Source organism: Ruegeria sp. BE9, assembly GCF_056538765.1.
Genome location: NZ_JBQFTS010000004.1, coordinates 16,839 through 35,918 on the forward strand (window position 1 = coordinate 16,839; position 19,080 = coordinate 35,918).

16 protein-coding genes are annotated in these 19,080 nt (G+C 56.2%); 4 read left to right on the forward strand and 12 right to left on the reverse strand.

What is annotated here, in order from left to right; translation table 11 throughout:
* Positions 1 to 2: 2 nt before the first annotated feature.
* Entirely contained in the window at positions 3 to 1,145 is a 1,143-nt protein-coding gene (locus ACR0EO_RS12830; protein ID WP_480690487.1) for an alpha-D-ribose 1-methylphosphonate 5-triphosphate diphosphatase, read from the forward strand.
* Here ACR0EO_RS12830 and ACR0EO_RS12835 read toward each other — a convergent pair whose 3' ends face one another.
* Genes ACR0EO_RS12835 through ACR0EO_RS12865 form a run of 7 tightly spaced genes read right to left on the reverse strand, consistent with a single transcriptional unit; the run spans position 1,146 to position 7,640 of the window.
* Complete coding sequence (locus ACR0EO_RS12835; RefSeq protein ID WP_480690489.1) at positions 1,146 to 1,622, reverse strand: class I SAM-dependent methyltransferase; 477 nt, start codon at positions 1,620 to 1,622, stop codon at positions 1,146 to 1,148.
* Complete coding sequence (locus tag ACR0EO_RS12840; protein WP_480690491.1) at positions 1,619 to 2,392, reverse strand: polysaccharide deacetylase family protein; 774 nt, start codon at positions 2,390 to 2,392, stop codon at positions 1,619 to 1,621. Before ACR0EO_RS12840 ends, ACR0EO_RS12835 begins: the two co-directional genes overlap by 4 nt.
* A complete protein-coding gene (locus ACR0EO_RS12845; protein WP_480690493.1) occupies positions 2,389 to 3,528 on the reverse strand; it encodes a glycosyltransferase family protein in 1,140 nt (379 codons plus the stop codon). The genes ACR0EO_RS12840 and ACR0EO_RS12845 overlap by 4 nt, the downstream gene beginning before the upstream one ends.
* Positions 3,525 to 4,109 (reverse strand): histidine phosphatase family protein, encoded by a 585-nt coding sequence (locus ACR0EO_RS12850; protein ID WP_480690495.1) that lies wholly within the window; start codon positions 4,107 to 4,109, stop codon positions 3,525 to 3,527. Before ACR0EO_RS12850 ends, ACR0EO_RS12845 begins: the two co-directional genes overlap by 4 nt.
* Positions 4,106 to 5,182, reverse strand: coding sequence for a glycosyltransferase family 4 protein (locus ACR0EO_RS12855; protein ID WP_480690497.1), 1,077 nt, complete (start codon positions 5,180 to 5,182; stop codon positions 4,106 to 4,108). The genes ACR0EO_RS12850 and ACR0EO_RS12855 overlap by 4 nt, the downstream gene beginning before the upstream one ends.
* Positions 5,182 to 6,429 (reverse strand): glycosyltransferase family 4 protein, encoded by a 1,248-nt coding sequence (locus ACR0EO_RS12860; RefSeq protein ID WP_480690499.1) that lies wholly within the window; start codon positions 6,427 to 6,429, stop codon positions 5,182 to 5,184. The genes ACR0EO_RS12855 and ACR0EO_RS12860 overlap by 1 nt, the downstream gene beginning before the upstream one ends.
* Positions 6,426 to 7,640, reverse strand: a complete 1,215-nt coding sequence (locus tag ACR0EO_RS12865) for a glycosyltransferase family protein (protein WP_480690501.1) — start codon at positions 7,638 to 7,640, stop codon at positions 6,426 to 6,428. The genes ACR0EO_RS12860 and ACR0EO_RS12865 overlap by 4 nt, the downstream gene beginning before the upstream one ends.
* 370 nt (positions 7,641 to 8,010) lie before the next feature.
* Here ACR0EO_RS12865 and ACR0EO_RS12870 point away from each other — a divergent pair, with 370 nt between their 5' ends.
* Positions 8,011 to 10,386: a mechanosensitive ion channel domain-containing protein gene (locus tag ACR0EO_RS12870; protein ID WP_480690503.1), complete on the forward strand. Its 2,376-nt coding sequence runs from the start codon at positions 8,011 to 8,013 to the stop codon at positions 10,384 to 10,386.
* Between the two features lie 89 nt (positions 10,387 to 10,475).
* On the opposite strand, the gene ACR0EO_RS12875 is transcribed toward ACR0EO_RS12870, so the two are convergent.
* Genes ACR0EO_RS12875 through ACR0EO_RS12895 form a run of 5 tightly spaced genes read right to left on the reverse strand, consistent with a single transcriptional unit; the run spans position 10,476 to position 17,697 of the window.
* Complete coding sequence (locus ACR0EO_RS12875) at positions 10,476 to 11,831, reverse strand: CoA transferase (RefSeq protein WP_480690505.1); 1,356 nt, start codon at positions 11,829 to 11,831, stop codon at positions 10,476 to 10,478.
* Positions 11,828 to 12,982, reverse strand: coding sequence for an ABC transporter permease (locus ACR0EO_RS12880; RefSeq protein ID WP_480690507.1), 1,155 nt, complete (start codon positions 12,980 to 12,982; stop codon positions 11,828 to 11,830). Before ACR0EO_RS12880 ends, ACR0EO_RS12875 begins: the two co-directional genes overlap by 4 nt.
* Positions 12,979 to 14,007 (reverse strand): ABC transporter permease, encoded by a 1,029-nt coding sequence (locus ACR0EO_RS12885; RefSeq protein ID WP_480690509.1) that lies wholly within the window; start codon positions 14,005 to 14,007, stop codon positions 12,979 to 12,981. The genes ACR0EO_RS12880 and ACR0EO_RS12885 overlap by 4 nt, the downstream gene beginning before the upstream one ends.
* A 14-nt stretch (positions 14,008 to 14,021) precedes the next feature.
* Positions 14,022 to 15,932 (reverse strand): ABC transporter substrate-binding protein, encoded by a 1,911-nt coding sequence (locus ACR0EO_RS12890; RefSeq protein ID WP_480690511.1) that lies wholly within the window; start codon positions 15,930 to 15,932, stop codon positions 14,022 to 14,024.
* Entirely contained in the window at positions 15,925 to 17,697 is a 1,773-nt protein-coding gene (locus tag ACR0EO_RS12895; RefSeq protein WP_480690513.1) for an ABC transporter ATP-binding protein, read from the reverse strand. The genes ACR0EO_RS12890 and ACR0EO_RS12895 overlap by 8 nt, the downstream gene beginning before the upstream one ends.
* A gap of 233 nt (positions 17,698 to 17,930) precedes the next feature.
* On the opposite strand from ACR0EO_RS12895, the gene ACR0EO_RS12900 reads away from it, so the two are divergent.
* Both ACR0EO_RS12900 and ACR0EO_RS12905 read left to right on the forward strand, forming a co-directional pair.
* Positions 17,931 to 18,428 carry a class I SAM-dependent methyltransferase gene (locus ACR0EO_RS12900; protein ID WP_480690515.1) on the forward strand — a complete coding sequence of 166 codons (498 nt, stop codon included), beginning with the start codon at positions 17,931 to 17,933 and terminating at the stop codon, positions 18,426 to 18,428.
* A gap of 17 nt (positions 18,429 to 18,445) precedes the next feature.
* Positions 18,446 to 19,075: a glutathione S-transferase family protein gene (locus ACR0EO_RS12905; RefSeq protein WP_480690517.1), complete on the forward strand. Its 630-nt coding sequence runs from the start codon at positions 18,446 to 18,448 to the stop codon at positions 19,073 to 19,075.
* Positions 19,076 to 19,080: the final 5 nt, after the last annotated feature.

The window sequence follows — 19,080 nt, forward strand, 5'->3', positions numbered from 1 at the left end:
AGATGACAGAAGAAATGATCCTTGCCAATGCCACGCTGGTTCTTCCGGAAGAGACCGTTACAGGCAGCGTGCGGATGGTGGGCGAGACGATCGCAGAGATTGCCACAGGCAGCTCGGTTCCAGCGGGCGCAATTGATTGCGGCAAAGACTACGTCTGCCCAGGTTTGGTCGAGTTGCATACAGATAACCTCGAACGGCATATCCAGCCACGCCCAAAAGTCGACTGGCCGCATGCGGCAGCCATTCTGGCCCATGATGCTGAATTGGCCAGCACTGGCATCACCACCGTATTTGACGCGATGCGCGTTGGCTCAATCCCAAGCGGACAGGCGCGTTACCTGAAATATGCGCGCGGCCTATCGCGTGAGCTTTGGCAATTGCGGGATCAGGATGCTTTGAAAATCAGCCATTTCCTGCATCTGAGGGCCGAGGTCTGTTCTGAAACGCTGGTGGATGAATTGGATGAATTCGGTCCGGAAGATCGCGTGCGGTTAGTCTCGCTAATGGATCACACCCCAGGGCAGCGACAGTTCCGCGACATCTCAAAACTCGAAGCCTACCTCAAAGGGAAGCATGGGTTTGATGACGACACTTTCATGCAGCATGTCGCGCAATTGAAAGGGTTAAGGGACCAATACGGCGACAGGCACGAGTTTGAAACGGTCAAGGCGGCCTCGCGCTTTGGCGCTATGTTAGCCAGTCACGACGACACGACGGATGAACAGGTGCGCATTTCGGCTGGCCACGGTATTCGGCTGGCTGAGTTTCCCACAACCGTCGAAGCCGCCCACGCCTGCCATAAACACGATATCAAGGTTATGATGGGAGCTCCGAATGTGATCCGGGGCGGCTCTCACTCCGGTAACGTCGCAGCTCAGGAGCTGGCCGAGATGGGGCATCTGGATATTTTGTCTTCGGACTACGTGCCCGCGGCGCTGTTGTTGTCAGCGGCTCGTTTGGGTGAGATGTGGGGCAACATGGCGCGCGGACTAAAGACCGTAACGCAGACTCCTGCTCAAGTCGTGGAGCTTGAGGACCGCGGCGAATTGCGCGCCGGTGCCCGCGCGGATGTGATCCGGTTTCGAATGCAAGAAGGTGTACCGGCACTGAATGGCGTCTGGTCACGTGGGCGGCGTGTTGCCTGATCAGGCCCGATAGAACAGGTACCGGTCCGGCGCGATTGTTTCGGGTCCGTTGATTTGTTGAAACCCTACAAGAGGTTGCCCTGAGATAAGCAAGCCCCCGGGTACAATTACTTTGGCAATCAAGGGGCTGAGGCGCGCTGCTTCGGCGACGTCGTCTTCTTTGATGCCACGTCCAAAGTCATAGTGCGCCAAGGCAATCGTCGGCCCTTTTGCGGCAAGTTTTTTCAACATGGGTTCTGCTTCACCCTGCAAAAAATCCTCGGCCGGCGGGGTGCTGGAGGGATGGCATTGTAGTACTCGGTCCATCACCCAAATGCGCCGGTTGGGCATGATTTCCCTCAGGTGATCATAAGTGCGCCCATTGCCCAGCCCCATATCCAGAACATCACCGCCCTGATCCGCAACCTGAGCGGCCGCCCAGTTCAACCCGTCTCTTTGGGCAGTCAGGCGGCGCAGCATGGAATCCAGTCGGCTCATTCGGGGTCTCCGGTTTGTTTTTGTTGTTGTGCAGTCCAGGCGCGACCTGGCCCGTTCAGCAGTCTGCGCAACAGGTCTTCGGTAAAGGTCCAAATGTCTTGATCATGGACAAGATGGTGGGTCAATACGCCGAAAGGTTCCGCATTGTCGGCCCGGCCTTCGCGCCGATCACACAACATTTGCGTCACTTGAGATACCAATGTGTTCGAGGCCGCCAGCCCACGTGTCCCGCGCCAGTCGATTGGATCAAGGTGGGTGTTGATCTGCTCCAAACCGGTCACGGGCACTGCAGTTTTGCGCGGTGTCGCGGTCGATAGGATGCGATAGCCCAATGTCGGTAACTCTTGAACGACTTCAGGCGCGATCCGGTTCCATGGCGGTACGAACAACGGACAAAGTTGGTCGCCGAACTTGGCTTGCAGTTGTTGCAGCCCGGCGTGAGCGTCTTGAACAATCTCTTCCAATGGCCGATGCATCCGAAATTCGGATTTCTTTTCAGTCGATGGTGCGTGATTAAGATGCCCCCATCCATGTACGACCGGGATCAGCGTCGGGCGGCGCCCAACATGATGAACCAAATCATTGTCTGCATCCCTTGGTATGATCGCCAGATGAACAGGCAGCCCGAGGGTTTCCGACAATCGAGTTAGTCTATCAAGTTGCGGAGTTGTAGTTACGGCATCATCGTCGCGCCACCACAGCGGGAACGTCAGGCCCTGAGCCTGCCAAGCGTCAAGTTCGTTATCCAAAGGACGCCAATCTATGGTCATGCCTCCGCCCTCAGTCGTTTCGCGATTTCGACGGACTTGACGGCTCCATTGAACCCTTGAGTAGCTCTCTTGCGAGGGCCGGCAGAGATTACCTCAGTCAACTCCTTTGCCAATGCTTCACCGCTCAGATCTCGGCTTTCCAGCACAGCAATCGCAGAGAGATCGGACAGGCTTTTCCCCCGTAGACCCTGTTCAACCTCTTTTCCATCGTCAAAGGGAATGAACACAGCGGGTGTTCCGGATTGCAGAATGTCCAATGCGGTGTTGTAGCCGCACATACTGACCGAAGCTGTTGCGTGGGGTAGCATCTGGCGGAAATCAGGGCGCACGGGTTCCAGTGTAATCGGGGCGTCTCCGACCCGCTTCTTTAGCTGAGCAATGCGTGCCTTTGCATCCTGTCCACCCACCAGCAGGCGCCAGCGACTACTGGGCATCTTGCGGGCGGCCTCAATGGCCGCGTGAAAGATCGGTTGGCCTACAGACCCACCACCTGCGCTCACCAGTATTTCACCCTTTCCGATTGCATCCGGATGTGGCGAAGGCGCCGCGGGCGCGACGAAACCGGTGTAGTAAAGTCTATCGCGCAAAGCATCCCTAACTGGCCAGCTGGTCTCCAGCGGAATGACCTTTTCATCCGAGTGGACGAGAATTCCGTCGTAATACCGGCCTACGATTTCTTCAGCGCGTTCCGCTTTGGAAGGTTTTGAAGGAGGGGCAAGTATGTCGCGGATCGAGCCTAGAACCACAGGGCGAAGTGCCAATTCTTGGGCCGCATCCAAGGCGGCGTTGAACTCTGCAGCCAGTGATCGACGACCAAATGGATACAGCTCGGTAATCAACACTTCTGGGCCAAAGCTGCGAACGGCTTCAACCAACGCGGTCTCACGCGCTTTCAGATAAGCTGTGTCGGCGACATCCCCATCTTGGGTAAGCAGGCGTGTGAAGTCAGTCCCGTCCGAGCGGAGAGGAGGTAAACCCAGCAACGACATTCCTGTGCTGTCCAACTGGGGTGCTGGCATGCCTCCTGATACAACAAACGTTTCATGCCCATCTGCCACAAATGCGCGGCCCAGAGTCAGGGCTCGGCTCAAGTGCCCTGTACCGAGCAAATGAGTGACGATGATCATGACTTTCATGCCGAAGCCTCCGTACCGATCAGGCGTACAGGCTCGGGTAGGGCCGTCAGCGTTGCCAAGTCCACGACATAGAGGCGGTTGCGTTTGATCTTAAATGGGGCTGGTCCGTCGAAGTCCCATCCCCAAGCGCGTGCAAGAATGACCCTCATAACCCCGATATGGCAAACGGCAACAGTGTCACCCTGCAATCCATCCAGCCAGGGTTTTAGCCGAGCCCAGACCTCTGCTGGGCTTTCACCATTTGGCGGGCGATACTCCCAACTCCAGCTTTCGATGTGCTGGTAACCACTGTTAGATTCGGCAATCAAATCCTCTCCGCGCAGACCTTCCCAATCGCCCCAGTTCATTTCTGTCAAAGCGTCCGAGGTCTGTGGTTCGCACCCGGTTACCAGCTTTGCGGTTTCGCGAGCCCTTTGCAGTGGGCTGGACCAAAGGTTTGCTTCATCCCACGGCGCAGGCAACCGTTGAGCTGCCAGAGCGGAACGAGCCTCATTGTCCAAGGGTATGTTGCTGCGTCCCTGAATGCGTCCAGCACGATTCCAGTGGGTATGCCCATGGCGCAGCAGAGCGAGGCGGGTCATGACGTAGTCTCCACCAAAGGCCGGGCTGCCTGCCAAAATCGTTCAGTTGCTGCGGGCATGAGATGGCGTTCGGCCACACACCTGCGGGCATCCGCCCCAAGTGACAAGCGCAACGCTTGGTCGCCCAAAAGGAGCTTTAGTCTGGCGGCCAGACCTTCTGATCTTGCGTCAACAGGCGGATAAACGGATGGTGCCAGTACGTCACGAACACCCGGTCGGTCTTGTGCTACAACCGGCACGCCATTGGCCTGCGCTTCAAGGTAAATCATCCCATAGGCTTCATTCACGCCGGGCCAAATCAACACTGAGGCCGAAGCGTACAAAGTCTGCAGCGTTTTTCGGTCGAGCTGGCCCAAAAACCGAACCTTCTCGCCGAATGGTGCCATCAACGCTTCGACGTCCTCGCGCGCGGGACCATCGCCGGCAATGTTCAATGACCAGTCACCGTCAAGATGCACCAGCGTTTCTGCAAGGATTTTGTATGATGCCAGTTTATCCCCATGTCGCATCATACCAACGGTAAGCATGGGGCCATCGCATGTGGATGCTGGCGGCAAGTCATGGATGGGTAGGAAAGGCGGCAACTCAACAAGCTTTTGGTTTCCGAACTTCTCTCGCTCCAACGTGATCAAATCGTTGGCCGTGTGATAAAAGATTACCTGCGCTGCATCGCAGGCATCGTGCGCGGATTTGGCGAACTCGGCCCAAGGCCCGTTCAGACGGCTGGTCGCGCGCGTACTTTCCAGTTGCACGTAAGGAATTTTGCGGGCTTTGCACACGAGTGGCCCCAGCAGGTCCGGTGCCTTGTAATAGTTGTGATAAGTCACCCAAAGGAACGTGTCTTCGGGCATTTCCGAGATCAGCCTTCTGGCTTCGGCTTCAGCCTTGGCCTTCAAAACCGTTTGCTCACTCGGATCGCCGTGCTTGTCATAGATCCGAAGCCGGGACACCAGATCGACGTTGTCCCCCTGCGCGGCAATAGCCTGCATCAGATTGCGCGCCATTTCACGATCCCCTGACGGCACCGGACTGTCGGGCGCTTTCATCGGAGTGTAAAAGGCGATCCGAGACATCAGGCTTTGCCCGCCCCCAAAGCGCTTAGGCGCTTGGACAGTAGCGCAATTCCCGGATCCATTCGGAAGTCAGCAATTAGGCGATCGTAGGCGGCGGTTGCCATGCGCGCTGTCTCTTGAGGTTCAGCCGCAAGGTGAATAATGGCGTCTGTCAGCGCCGCAGGTGCGTCATCAGACAGCACACCATGCGTTCCGGTATCAATGAATTCTGGAATTGCAGAGACCGGAGTCGAAAGGATCGGCAAGAGCTGTGATGCTGCCTCCATCAAAACGTTGGGCAAACCATCACGATCCCCATCTTCCGCAACCCGACTAGGCAAGACAAACAGGTCGGCTGCTCGCATAGCTTCAATGACCTCGGGTTGGTCGCAAGCCCCTTTCCAAGTGATACGGGATGAAACTCCGGCGGCTTCGGCGCGGACACGAAGCTGCTCGCTAAGTGTACCGCCACCAATATGGGTCCAGTGCCAATCGAGCGTTTCGGGCAGCAAGGCAAAGGCGTCGATCAGTCGATCAAAGCCTTTTTTCTCGACCAAACGTCCCACGGACATCATGTGAAATGGACCGTCCGGTGAACGTGTTGCGCGTTGAGGTGGCGCTGGAAAGCGGGCCAGGTCCAGCCCGTGGTAAATCAATTCAACGCGAGACGGATCGTCGGCCAGGCTGCGCAAGTGTTCTGCGCCGATGGCAGTGCAGGTCGCCCCAAAGGCCGCGCCGTGAGTATTCTCATGCAATTTCTCGGTCTTTTCCCATTCGGGCGAGGTCCAGATATCCTTAGCGTGCGCTGAAAAACTCCAGGGCAGACCGAGCATAATGGCGGCATAGCGCGCGACAGAAGAAGGCGTGTGCATGAAATGCGCGTACATGACACGGGTCTCTTCGGGTAATTCAGCGGCAAGAACGCAGGCTTGACCGAACCGTCGGATGCGGTTGTGGGTCGGATCACGGCGCAGGTCTGCGCGCCAGACTTGATAAGCCTTGGCATAACCGGGCAATTCCCGCGCTACTCGACGCGCAGCCCAGACGCGTTGGGGTTCCTGGTAGAGGTATTCTGGCAGGTAATGCACCTGACCACTGAAGCGATCGTGCAGGGGATGACGCTTCACATCCGTCGGGTGGCGTAGGGACCAGATATCGAATCTGTGACCCGCCTCCTGCAAGGCGACCAGTTCCTGTGCGATAAACGTCTCGGAGAGGCGCGGCCATCCTTTGACCAACACCGCCAGGTTCGGCTGAGTTGTTTTCATCCGGTAGCTCGTTTCTGTTCCCGGCTGAGAAGAGCATCTACGCGATCAGTGACATAAGCCAAACCATCTAGCAGCCCATCTTTCATTGTTTCGGATGGCAGCGGCTGAGTAGGCAGGTTGCGGATTGCCTGAATCATTGCATCAGGTGTCAGTCCGTCGCGGTTCTCGTCCAACATCCGAACAAGGCCCAGACCCTCAGCACGTGATGCGCGAATCCACTGTTCCAAACGCGGTGTGGTGCGGGGAACGATGACGGCACGTTTGTCAAAGGACAAAACCTCACAGAATGTGTTGTAGCCGCCCATGCAAACCACGCCTGCAGCACCCGCAAACAGTGTTTCGATTTGGGATTCGAAGCCAACGGCCGTTACCCGCCCGTTCAGCGCGGCAACGCGGGTCTCAAATTCTTCGCGCAGTTCACCAGAAAGGAAGGGGCCATACACCAGTACGGCACGCGGTGACAGTGTCGGGTCTTTTTCGTAGGCCGAAAGAACTAGGTTCACCATAGCCTTACCGTCGCCACCGCCGCCGGGCGTGATCAGGAAATAGGGCTGTTCAGGCGGCTCACCTACTGGGCCAAGATCGCGACGCAGGTAGCCTGTCCAGTGGATGCGTGCTTGAGTGGCCTGACTGAGTGGCAGACCCTTTGTCGGGTCATAGATCGAGTTAAGTCCGTACACCCAGATTTCGTCATAGAATTTTTCGGTCGCGGAAACCGCTTCTTTTCGCTCCCACTCAGCTGCCAGAACCTCGGGCTCGTCCAACACGTCGCGTAAGCCCAGAACAAGTTTAGTACGGTGTGAATGCAGCAGGTTTTCCAGCGTGGGCAACAACTCTCCACGAAAGCCAGTGGGTTCTTTATCCACGATTAGGACATCTGGGTCGAATTGCTGAACAGCGGTCTGAATCAGCCCAGATCGCAATTCAGTGACTTCCTCGATCCCCATGCCGATTGTTTGCGCGGCATAAGATCCATCGGCGCGTTTGGTCACGCCGGGCAGGCGCACGTGATCGACCCGACGCGGAAATGTGAACCGACCTGCAACCGGTGATCCTGTCAGGATCAGTGCCGATGCCTGGGGATTGGCCTGCGTAATAGCTCCGGCCAATGCGCGCGAGCGCCGCAGATGGCCCAATCCGAACGTGTCGTGGCTGTAGAACAAGATGCGCGGCGCCCGGCCGTTTGTGTCGTTTTGTATTCCTAGGCTCATGCCTTCGCCTGTTGTGTTTCTCAGTGCAAATCCGCGCGTTTACACCCGTTACCGTATATTCTTTGTGACTGCTTGCCAAAGGGGTTGGTAACATCTCGCAAAATCAAAAACATTGCGAAATGGCAACAACCTCTTCCGGGCGCTTTTCGGGGCCGCATCTGACTATGCCGGCGTCCTCTTGCGCAGCCGTTCTGTAAGTGTCTCCGGGTGGTCATATTCAGTTTTTGCATGCTTGCAAACACTCTTGATGCAAACATTGCATCGTGAACACGGACCGACACGTTATCGAGAAGATGTTATCGGAATATTTGAACCGAAGCAGGAGCTTATGTAATCTGTGGTGCAACACGTGAATTGGACAGAAAACCCGATGAAACTCAAACAGTTTGCTGGTATCGCCCTTGTGCTCTGGGTGTTCGCAGCAGCCTTTGTCACCCAGGCAACAGCGCAGACGTCCCTGATCCCCGGTTATGGGTCAGGTTCCGACACTACAGAGGACACAAGCGCGGAAGGTGACATTGCCGCCGCGATCCAAGCTGCGACCGAAGCCGGAGCGAGCGTGATTGTGATCGACAGCGCTGGGCAAGTTGTCTCTTCTGGGGGGCAGGCAAGCGGTTCGGCAGCTGATGTGCCACATGACCCGATGGGGGATGGCTCTCAGTTGATGAAGGCGCAGGAGAGGTTCTCGAAGTTCCGCGAGTCCATGCATTCTCGTCTTCAGGCATTGCCTTATTCGATATTCGAAGTGCAGTACATTCTGCGTCAGACCAGCCCTGACGGCCGTATCCAAACCTATGTCGAGGTGTTGGTTTGGAACGTTTTGTTCCTTTTGCTGGGCCGATGGCTGTCCACAGAAATCTACGGCAAGCGTATGGCCAAGAAACTGGTTGTCGCCAGGTCCAAAGAGGACCCCCAAGGTTACCGGGAAAAAATGCCGTTCCTCGTGTTTCGATTTGTCATGGGCATCGGCGGCACCATCTTTGCGATGCTGATGGCGTTGATCGTTGGGTATTTGTTCTTTGGTGAAGCCGAAGACCTGTCGATTCAATTCACGGTCACTGCGATTTTCACGGCCTTCTTCTTGTCTCGTACGGTGTCAGACCTGTGGCGGATGGTGTTGTCTCCGTACCTCAGCCAGTATCGCCTGCCGCCGTTTTCGGATCGAGACGCAAAACGCCTGTATTTCTGGGCGTCGGCACTTGCGACTTATGATATTTCGGTTGTTCTGTTTTCAACCTGGGTCGCGGATTTCGGGCTGAACTACAACGTCTATGCGATGGTCTACGGTAGTCTGACCATGTTTGGGGCGCTGGGCAACGTTCTGATGATATTGTTCAATGCCCGCGCCATTTCAAACGCTATCCGAGGAGGGCGCGCACCGGACCAGGTGTCGTGGATTGCGCGATCCATTTCTTACGCATGGGCCCCCGTTTTGATCGTCTATATCGTGTTCAGCTGGTTCAAGCTGGCTGTCGATTTGGTGCTCGAAAATGAAAACTCAATTCCGATCGTGGCCAGCAGTTACGCAATTTTCATGTCGGTTGTCGTGGCCTATGGAGCAATGAACTATCTGCTGGAACGGTACTTCGACCGCAATAGGCAGATGGAAGAGCTGAATGCCGAGGCTGACACTCTTGCAGAGGTCGAGGAACACTTTGAAACAGTTGAGGCCGAGCGGCGCAAGCAAAGCATCCTGACTTATGAGGATTTGGCCCGTCGCGTGGCAGGCATTCTTGCCTTTGTGGTAGGGATTTATGCGCTGGTGGTTATCTGGAACCCTGATGCCAGCTGGAGCGAAGACCTGCCCGTTGAGCGGGCCTTGGACGTGATGGTCATCCTTTTCATCGGCTACATCCTGTTCCATTTCTTCCGCATTTGGATCGATACGAAAATCGCCGAAGAGGTCGATGACGGCGGAGAAGAAGCTGAATTGGGGGATGAAGGCGGCGAAGGTGGTCAAAGCCGGCTAGCTACGCTGTTGCCCCTGTTCAGAGGCGCGATCCTTGCAGTGGTTGTCGTGACCATAGCCCTAATTGTTCTGATGGAAGTGGGCATCAACGTCAGCCCGTTGTTTGCAGGTGCTGGTGTGGTCGGTCTGGCCGTGGGCTTTGGATCGCAAACACTGGTTCGGGATATCTTCTCTGGCGCGTTTTTCCTGATGGATGATGCTTTCCGCAAAGGGGAATACATCGATATTGGTGATGTTAAGGGGACTGTCGAGAAAATCTCAGTCCGGTCGTTCCAGCTACGGCACCATTTGGGTGCGCTGAACACCATCCCATTTGGCGAAATCAAGGTGCTGACCAACTATTCCCGCGACTGGGTGATCATGAAACTACCTTTGCGAGTCACGTATGACACGGATGTCGAAAAGGTCCGTAAGCTGATCAAAAAGTTGGGGCAGCAGTTGCTGAGTGATCCGGTGATCGGTGATAACTTTATCCAGCCTCTAAAGTCGCAGGGTGTGATCGAGATGCAGGATTCTGCGATGATCATTCGGGTCAAGTTCATGACCAAGCCTGGGGATCAGTGGCTTGTGCGCAAGAAGGTCTATCAGGAAATCCGCGAGCTGTTTGCCCGAGAAGGCATCAAATTCGCTCATCGCGAAGTTACTGTGCGGCTGGCCGAAGGCAAAGACCCGGAAGATCTCTCTCCGAAACAGCGTGAGGCCGTGACCGGTGCAGTGCAGGCGGCGATTGATGAGGATTACCTGGACGATATCGGACCAAGCGGGGATGATCGCTAGGGGCGGCTCCCGCCCCTTTGAGGCATGTCTCTAGCGAGACAAACGCTCAAAGCGTTGGGTCAAGCCGCGCGTCCCGCGCGGCGGAAAGCTTACGACTTGGGGGAGGGCCAGACTGGATTCGAAGAGCCGCATTTTGAAGCAGGGAGCGACCATTGCATGTCGGTCCCTGCAACTTTGACAGCGGGTCGCAAGCGCAGACCAGGACCCCAACCCGACGCCTCTTGATCCGCCAAGTAGTCTTCTGGTGAGGCGTTTGTGATTTCGCCTTCCGCCTCGGTTTTTGCCAATGCAGCAAGCAATTCGGCCGTGCGTGCCAGTGACAATTGGGAAAGCATGACAGAGTTCCCAGACGCGGCCTCTGCCATGGCCGACAAGACGGCGGCGGCCATCAGATAGCCAGTTGCGTGATCCAGTGCCTGAACCGGAAGGGGCGTAGGTTTTTCAGCCTTGGCCCAAGCGCGGCCTGTATCAGCGATGCCAGCACTCATCTGGACAAGGCTATCGAAACCGCGACGCGCTGACCAAGGCCCCTGCCACCCATAGGCGTTCAGGGTAACTTCGATCCGGTTCGGGGCAATTTCATCCCTTTTGAGCTTGCTGAGCCCAAGAGCATCCAACGCGCCCGGTCTGTAGCCGTGAACAAAGACATCGGCTTGCGGCAGGAGTTCTTGCAGTGTCTTGAGGCCAGATGGCGTTTTCAGATTCAGGTAAGCACAGTGCTTGCCTAGGGAGATATCGGGGATTACGCCGGGTTCATCCCAACCCGGAGGGTCGATGCGCAGAACTTCGGCTCCGAACCCTGCAAGCGTTCGAGTGGAAACAGGGCCAGCCAAAACACGGGTGAGATCCAGAACACGTAACCCCGCCAATGGGCGTTTTGCCGTTGCTTCAGGCCTCTCTCGCAGTTTTACGTGACGGGGGCTATGCCAGCCGATCAGCGGGTCACGCGATACAGCTCGACCCTGAGGATGTTCCAACCATTCGCTGCGACTGCGCATTGCTGCAGCAACGCCACCCTCGGCCACGATTGTGGTTTCCAGTTCGGCGATGGCCCAATCTTTCAGGGCCTGAGAAACAGCATCACGGTCCGCTTTGACGCCAAGAACCTTCAATGCTGCGGCTCGGTGATGTGGAAGGTTGGTGTGTAGCCGGATCCAGCCGTCAGAGGCTTGATAATCGCCAGCCACTGCATCCCAAAGGCTCGGCATGTCCCAACCGTCAGGCTTAAAGGAATAACCAAACCATAACGAGGCCAGGCGATGGTCGACCTCAACCTTGGGCGCGCTTCCTGCCAGGTTTAAAGCGGCCATCAGACGTGCCATTTCCTGCCCGACGGCCGCAAAACTTGCCGTCGCTAATTCGGAAACGGCAAATGCACTTGGGCGCGCTCCTTTGCCGGTCGTAGTATAACTGTCCGCGGCTGGGAGGGTGGAGAGCAGGCTCATTGCTGATACGGATCCAGACTGTCGCGTAATCCATCGCCAAGGAAGTTGAAGGCGAGGACGACCACAATGATCGGCAGCATCGGAATCGCTGTCCACGGGTATATCTCGATCGACGCGAGGTTCTGTGCGTCGTTCAGCATCACACCCCAACTGACCGCTGGTGCCCGGAGGCCCAGACCAAGGAAGCTAAGAGCCGTTTCCCCAAGGATCATTGCGGGGATCGAAAGGGTGGCCGAAGCGATGAGGTGCGACATGAAATTCGGCAGCAGGTGCTTTCGAATAACCCGGCCCGAGCTTGCGCCCATCATTTCCGCTGCACGCACGTATTCCTCTTCCCGTAAGGACAGGAATTTTGCGCGTACTGAACGTGCAAGACCCGGCCAGTCGAGTATCCCTAGGATGATCGAGATGATGAAGAAAACCGCAACCGGGCTCCAGTTTGACGGGACCGCAGCAGACAGAGCCAGCCAGAGAGGCAGTTCCGGCAGTGAGCGCAAGATTTCGATCACTCGGTTGATGACCCAGTCGATTTTGCCGCCGAAGTATCCGGCGATGGATCCGAAAAGTATACCCAGAACAAATGACACCGTGATGCCGATCAGGCCGACGGTTAGTGACAACTGCGCCCCATATAGGATGCGGCTGAACACGTCTCGGCCCAGTCGATCTGAACCCCATAGGAACAGTGTCGCGCCGTCGGGGGCGCAGAACAGGTGGGTGTCGGATTTGATCAGTCCGGCAAGCTTGTATTCGGACCCTTCACAGAAAAACTTGATTGGGCGCGGGTCTTCCAGATCAGGAACGAATTTCCACTGGAAGGTCTCAAGATCAGCCTCAGCCACGATGGGAAAGACGTGGGGACCAATGAATTTGCCTTCGTAGAACCAGTTGACGCTCTGCGGTGGTGCATAGAGGTGCTCACCGTTGCGTTCATTCGGACCGTAGGGCGCGATGAAACCAGCAAAGGGCAGCATCAGATAACACAGCAGAAGGAAGATGCCCGAAATCAGGCCCAGCTTGTGAGTTTTGAACTTGCGCCAGACCAGCACCCAGTTTGGGGCGTCCAGATCGGCACGCTCAAGCTGCTGCAGAGAGGCTTCGGGATCAAAAGGGGCGTCGTCAACATAACGACCGTCAGGGTGTTTGGTCATGCTTCACGCCCCTCATACCGGATGCGCGGGTCAAGCATGACCAGCAGGATGTCAGATATCATGGTGCCGATCAGGGTCAGCAGAGCCACGAACATCAAGATAAAGGCAGACAGGAATTGGTCCTGAGTTTTCAGAGCCGTCAGCAGGGTTGGCCCGATGGTTTGCAAGCCCAAAACAACCGAGACCAGAACCGAACCGGATACCATCGAAGGCAGTAGATTGCCGATATCTGCGACGAACGGGTTGAAGGCGACGCGCAGCGGGTATTTCGCCAACATCCTGGATGGCGCCATGCCTTTGGCGATGGCAGTCTCCACATAGGGCTTACCCAGCTCATCCAGCATATTTGCACGCAGACGCTGCATCATCGCCGAGGCGCCAGACGTGCCAATAACAAAAGTTGGAACGATGAGGTGGACTAGGATCGACTTTAGCTTTTCCCAACTCATCGGCTGACCCTCGAAGGAAGGGTCCATCAAACCACCAATGGGCAGGTTAAAGTACCGGTGACCGTAGTAAAACAGGATCAACGCCAACAGAAAGTTTGGGGTGGCTAGACCCAGATAGCCCACAAAGGCCGATGTGTAGTCGATCCAAGTTCGTGATCGCGCGGCGGCAATGACACCCAAGGGCAGAGCCACGGCATAGACAAACAGGATCGCGGCCAGATTAACCACCACGGTCAGCCACAGTGTATCACCCACGATCTCGGCCACTGGGCGGTCGAATTCGAATGACCAGCCGTAGTTACCCTGCAAAAGACCTTCGAACCCGTGCGGACCAGGCCAAAAGCCCATCCAAATCAGGTATTGCTCCCAAATGGGCCGGTCCAGCGCATATTCGGTGCGCAAAAACTCAGCTTTGGCGACACCGGCGGATTGGCCCGAGGCCTGAAGCTCTGCAATTTGGTTGCTGAGGTAGTCGCCGGGCGGCAGATTGATGATCACGAAGATCAGAACCGACACCACCAGCAGCGTCAGCAGCATCGTGAAAAAGCGATAGACTGCATAGCGCAGCATAACCATTTAGCTGCTCCTGATCAGTCGGCGAAAAAGAATTCGTCCGGCCGGTGAATGCCGAAATGCGCGCCGGGCTCCCACGCCCACATGGCTTGTTCGGGCACGTTGCGAAGGCGGTTCGAAACAACGACCGGCTGCGGTGCGCCGTTCAGGATGCCGATGGCATACAGCTGATCGGCGTGGATATTCAGCATCTCAGTCCAGACGGCCTTACGCTCATCGTCTGTTGTGGCTACTTCCCAGTCATGGGCCAATTGCATCAGGCGTTCGGCCTCGGGCATGTCCGGGGCTTCGCCTACATCGCCGCCAGTTTGGTAGTACTGGCCCCATTTGGGCCAAGCCAAAAATACCTGATCTGTCGGTGCCAGATAGGCGGGAGAGGTGTGGGTTTGCGGAATGCCGTCGTCCCAACCGAACCAAACTGAGGCCATAGTGTTGCCCGCAAACACACGGTTGCGAAGAATGTCGCGGTCCAGAGGGCGCATCACCAGATCAACACCGATCTCGCGCCAAGTGTCGGTGACGATCTGTAGTGCGTTCTCGACCTCTTGCCGTTCACCGGCGGTTTCGATGATGAGTTCCATCGGTCGACCATCAGGCAATAGGCGAATGCCGTTCTTGCTTCGCTCGGTCAGACCGGCCTCATCCAGCAGGGCGTTGGCCTGTTCAACATCGAACTGGGCCCAAGCCTGTGCGTTCTCCTCACTATAGAACGGAGACGCTGGCAGAACCGACATGGCACCGGGCTGAGCCAGTTTGAAGTACAACGCCTGGTTAATTGTCTGGCGATCAATCGCCAGCGAAAGTGCGCGACGCACACGTACATCGCGCAGAACCTCTCGCCAGCCCTCGTCTGTAAAGTTCAAGTTGGGGTAAATAGCGATCTGTGAGGCAACGCCGGTCTTCCACAGTCGCGTCTTGTAGTTTCCAACCTCTTCGCCTTTTTTCAGGATCGAGGCATCGCGGAATGCCAGTCCACGCCCTTGCAAGTCAGTTTCACCTGCATTGGCCTTTGCTGCAACCAGGCCGGGTGCAACGATCTCCATCTCGACAACGTCGATATACGGTAGCTGCACGCCGTTGCTATCGATGCGGTGGTAGTAGGGGTTGCGCACAAAATTATGCCGGATTTTCTTTCCCGAACTTGCGTTCAACCAAGGCTGCAAAGTGGGCAATTCGTGATTGTCGAACTTGTAGAGGTTATCGAGCTTGTTGTGCAGCGCGGCCCAGCTTTTGACGCGGGCATCTGCGACCAGAAAGGCCATTTCCTCGGCGTCTGCGTATTTCTCGTGATACTGTTTCAGAAACTCTGCAGGACGATAAATGAAAGGTGGGCGGGCCTGAGCCAGAGATTGCAGGAAGTCTGGGTTCGGGTCTTCCCACTCATAAACAATGGTGGTTTCGTCTGGGAAAGAAACGGTTGGGGTTTTGCCTTCGACGATCAAAAAATCCGGGGGGCCTGACGGGCTGAGAAGTTCGTTGTTTGCAACATCTTCCCACCAGTATCGAAAATCCTCGGAGGTGAAAGGCGATCCATCTGACCACTTGTGACCTTCTCGTAGGTGCAGCGTAAACTTGCGGTTATCTTCACTCTCAAAGGACTCCAACAGGTCGGGTACCAACTCATAGTTCTCGTTGAATCCAACCAAACGGGCATAACCGTAGACAACCATTTGTCGGATGTCCTTGGACCGAGTGACCATGGTTCGCAACGTGCCGCCCGGTGTTCCAAACTCACGCCCTTTGGCAGCAAGATCAACAACTAAGGGCTCTTCTGGCAGGCGGTCTTGAATGGGTGGAAGGTTACCTGCATTCACCTCGGTCGCCCAAAAAATACTTTCCTGTGGGGTCGGAGTATCTGCCGTGGCGGGCAGCATCCAAGCGGCGGCCATTGTGGCGGCCAAAAACAAAGGGCGAGTGGTCTTAAACATGGCATCTTACCTTATGGCCGGGCTCCATCTCTACCAATGAAGGTATCACGGAGTCCGTAAATCGGAAGGCGTCATCCCAACTGTCTGGCGAACCTGCGCCCAAAGCAACCAATTTCAGGTCTATGGGGCGGTTGATGTCAGGTTCAGGCTGAGCGGCGATCAGCGCCTTGGTGTAGGGGTGGCGTGGATTGTAGAAAAGGGTTTCGGGCGGTGCCTGCTCGACGACCAGACCCCTGCGCATCACGGCGACCTCGTCGGCAATACGCGCCACAACGGCAAGGTCGTGAGAGATGAAAAAATAGGACAGGTTCAGGCTGTCCTGCAGGTTTTCTAGCAGTGTTAGGATTTGTTCCTGGACCGAGACATCCAAGGCCGAGGTCGGCTCGTCGCAGACGATCAATTGAGGGTCCAGCATCATGGCGCGCGCGATCGAAAGGCGCTGTCGCTGGCCGCCTGAGAAAGCGTGAGGGTAGCGTTTCAGCATATCGGCGTTCAATCCGACCCGTTGCAGCATTTCGGCCGCCTTGTCCCGCTGTTCTGAGGTTGAGCCGATATTGTGAATCTCCAGTGGTTCAGTCATCGCGTCCTGAATACGCATCCGGGGGCTGAGTGAACTGTAGGGGTCTTGAAACACCATCTGCGCCTTGCGTTGAAAGGCGGTGCGCTGGGCGCGGGTCATGTGGTGCACTGTAATCGGGTCTGCGTCCGCCGAGGTTCGAAACAGTACCTCTCCGCCGGGATCGGGGGGCTCGGCCCCCAACGCGATGCGGGCCGCCGTGGTTTTGCCCGATCCGCTTTCGCCAACAATCGCCAGCGTCTTTCCGCGTGCCAGGTTCAGATCAACGCCGCGGCAGGCATGGATCAGTTTATCGCCCTGCCAGCCTTTGCTGGAGCGCATGGTATATGTCTTTGACACGCCCTTCATCTGCAGGATTAGGTCCTCGCCAGGCATGGGGATGCCTACGGAATCCTCGTCTGGAATTTCGGGTGCGGCGTTGAAGAGTTGCTGGGTATATGGATGCGCAGGAGCCGTCAGGATGGGGGCTGCCGCGCCGGACTCCATCACACGGCCCTTGTGCATGACGACCACTTGCTCGGCCATGTTGGCGACCACGCCCAAGTCATGAGTCACAAGGATGAGGGCCATGCCGGTCTCACGCTGCAACTCTTTGATGAGGCCCAGCACTTGCGCTTGTGTCGTAACGTCAAGTGCGGTGGTGGGTTCGTCCGCAATCAAAAGTTCGGGCTTGGAAACCATCGCCATGGCAATCATAGCGCGCTGACGCATGCCGCCAGACAACTCAAACGGGTAGGAATCGTAAGCGCGTTGGGGGTCGGGGAAACCAACGCGTTCGAACTGGGTCAGGACTTCTTTGCGTGCCTGCGCTTCGGACGCGTTGCGGTGCAGCCAGAGAACCTCACTAACCTGATTGCCGATCTTGTGCAGAGGGGACAGAGACCGCATCGGTTCTTGAAAGATCATCGATATCCGATTGCCGCGAATGCTGCGCATCTGCTTTTCGCTGATCCGGGTTAGGTCCTCAGTACCCTTTGAATCATTAAGGGTAATTGTACCGTTTCGAATCTGGGCTGTTCGCGGCAAAATCCGCAAAGCCGCCCGACATGTGATTGTCTTTCCTGACCCAGACTCTCCGACCAGAGCCAACGTCTGTCCGGCCTCCACGTCAAAGCTCACGCCTTTCACGACGTCTTCGCCAGCACCAAATCCGATGCTAAGATCGCGGACAGACAACAACGCTGTCATGCGGGTTTTCCACCCGGTGGGCCGTAGGTCGGCATCGGCTTGATCAACTCCCCGTGTTTTTTGTCGCAGTTTCGCGCGGTTGGTGCAGACTAGTCAAACCCGTTCTTGGGCCGAAATGTCGCGAATTTGTGAAACGGTTGCCAATTTACCTACACAAAGTCTTGAGGATTTGTCATCACATGCCTTGTCGGCACCATCTGACAAGTCGACTGATATCAAGGAGAGATTTCCCCGTGTCCGACGATCAAAGCCGACTGGATCTGTTCATTGACCGTATGGTGTCGCAACGCGCCTGTCTGGATTTCGCCATTGCCGAGACTCGCGGCATGACGGGGCCAGTGTTCGAATTGGGGCTGGGCAATGGGCGAACATATCATCACATGGTGCAGTATGTGAAAAACCGCCCAGTCTACGTGTTTGAGCGCGCGGTGGCATCCCACCCGGACTCAACCCCGCCCGAAGATCGAGTGATTCTTGGCGATGTACGCGAGACACTTCCGGCCTCTATTGGTCGATTTGGTCCGACGGCCAGCCTGATTCACGCCGACCTCGGCGGTCATAACCGTGAAAAGAACGACGCATTCGCCAGACTGGTTTCCCCCCTGATCGAGCCACTGTTGGCCGAGGGCGGACTGATGGTGTCTAGTGATCGGATGTATTTCGATGGGCTGACTGAACTGCCTTTGCCAAAGGATGCCGTTGAAGGGCGGTGTTTCATCTATCGTCGTTAATCCGAAGGAACGCCTGTATGCTGTTTTATGATTGCTCTACTGCACCAAGCCCTCGGCGTGCGCGTATGTTCATTGCGGAAAAAGGGTTGGAGATCGAAACTCGTGAGATTTCTATAGCCAAGGGTGAACAGCTGAGCGACGCGTTCAAGGCAGTTAATCCGAATGCGACGATTCCTGTTTTGGTCACAGATGAGGGTACGACTCTGTCGGAGAACTTAGGTATCGCAGCTTACCTTGAGGCGCGATTCCCTGAACCACCGCTGATGGGGCGTACCCCGGATGAGCGGGGGCTAGTTCTGATGTGGAACAGCATTGTCGAGCAGCAGGGCGGAATGCCAATAGCCGAAACACTGCGCAACACGCATCCTGCTTTTGCCAATAGGGCGATCCCGGGCCCAGAGAATCACACTCAGATCCCAGAACTGGCGCAACGTGGTGCATCACGGGTTGGGCATTTCTTCGATTTGTTGGAGGAGCGTCTTACAGATAGCCCATTTATTGCGGGGGCGGAGTTCTCTTTGGCCGACATTTCCGCCTATGTGTTTGTCGATTTCGCGCGCGTCATAAAGATGCGGATTCCGCAAGAAAATTCGGCCACGCTTGCATGGTTCGACAAGGTCAGCGCCCGTCCCAGCGCCCAACTTTAAAACGG

Bases quoted from the DNA above. Each gene is read 5' to 3' on its own strand.
- ACR0EO_RS12865 (WP_480690501.1), bottom strand. From the start codon at position 7,640: ATGAGCCTAGGAATACAAAACGACACAAACGGCCGGGCGCCGCGCATC.
- ACR0EO_RS12855 (WP_480690497.1), bottom strand. From the start codon at position 5,182: ATGTCTCGGATCGCCTTTTACACTCCGATGAAAGCGCCCGACAGTCCG.
- ACR0EO_RS12845 (WP_480690493.1), bottom strand. From the start codon at position 3,528: ATGAAAGTCATGATCATCGTCACTCATTTGCTCGGTACAGGGCACTTG.
- ACR0EO_RS12890 (WP_480690511.1), bottom strand. From the start codon at position 15,932: ATGTTTAAGACCACTCGCCCTTTGTTTTTGGCCGCCACAATGGCCGCC.
- ACR0EO_RS12840 (WP_480690491.1), bottom strand. From the start codon at position 2,392: ATGACCATAGATTGGCGTCCTTTGGATAACGAACTTGACGCTTGGCAG.
- ACR0EO_RS12835 (WP_480690489.1), bottom strand. From the start codon at position 1,622: ATGAGCCGACTGGATTCCATGCTGCGCCGCCTGACTGCCCAAAGAGAC.
- ACR0EO_RS12885 (WP_480690509.1), bottom strand. From the start codon at position 14,007: ATGGTTATGCTGCGCTATGCAGTCTATCGCTTTTTCACGATGCTGCTG.
- ACR0EO_RS12895 (WP_480690513.1), bottom strand. From the start codon at position 17,697: ATGACAGCGTTGTTGTCTGTCCGCGATCTTAGCATCGGATTTGGTGCT.
- ACR0EO_RS12905 (WP_480690517.1), top strand. From the start codon at position 18,446: ATGCTGTTTTATGATTGCTCTACTGCACCAAGCCCTCGGCGTGCGCGT.
- ACR0EO_RS12860 (WP_480690499.1), bottom strand. From the start codon at position 6,429: ATGAAAACAACTCAGCCGAACCTGGCGGTGTTGGTCAAAGGATGGCCG.
- ACR0EO_RS12875 (WP_480690505.1), bottom strand. From the start codon at position 11,831: ATGAGCCTGCTCTCCACCCTCCCAGCCGCGGACAGTTATACTACGACC.
- ACR0EO_RS12870 (WP_480690503.1), top strand. From the start codon at position 8,011: ATGAAACTCAAACAGTTTGCTGGTATCGCCCTTGTGCTCTGGGTGTTC.
- ACR0EO_RS12850 (WP_480690495.1), bottom strand. From the start codon at position 4,109: ATGACCCGCCTCGCTCTGCTGCGCCATGGGCATACCCACTGGAATCGT.
- ACR0EO_RS12880 (WP_480690507.1), bottom strand. From the start codon at position 12,982: ATGACCAAACACCCTGACGGTCGTTATGTTGACGACGCCCCTTTTGAT.
- ACR0EO_RS12830 (WP_480690487.1), top strand. From the start codon at position 3: ATGACAGAAGAAATGATCCTTGCCAATGCCACGCTGGTTCTTCCGGAA.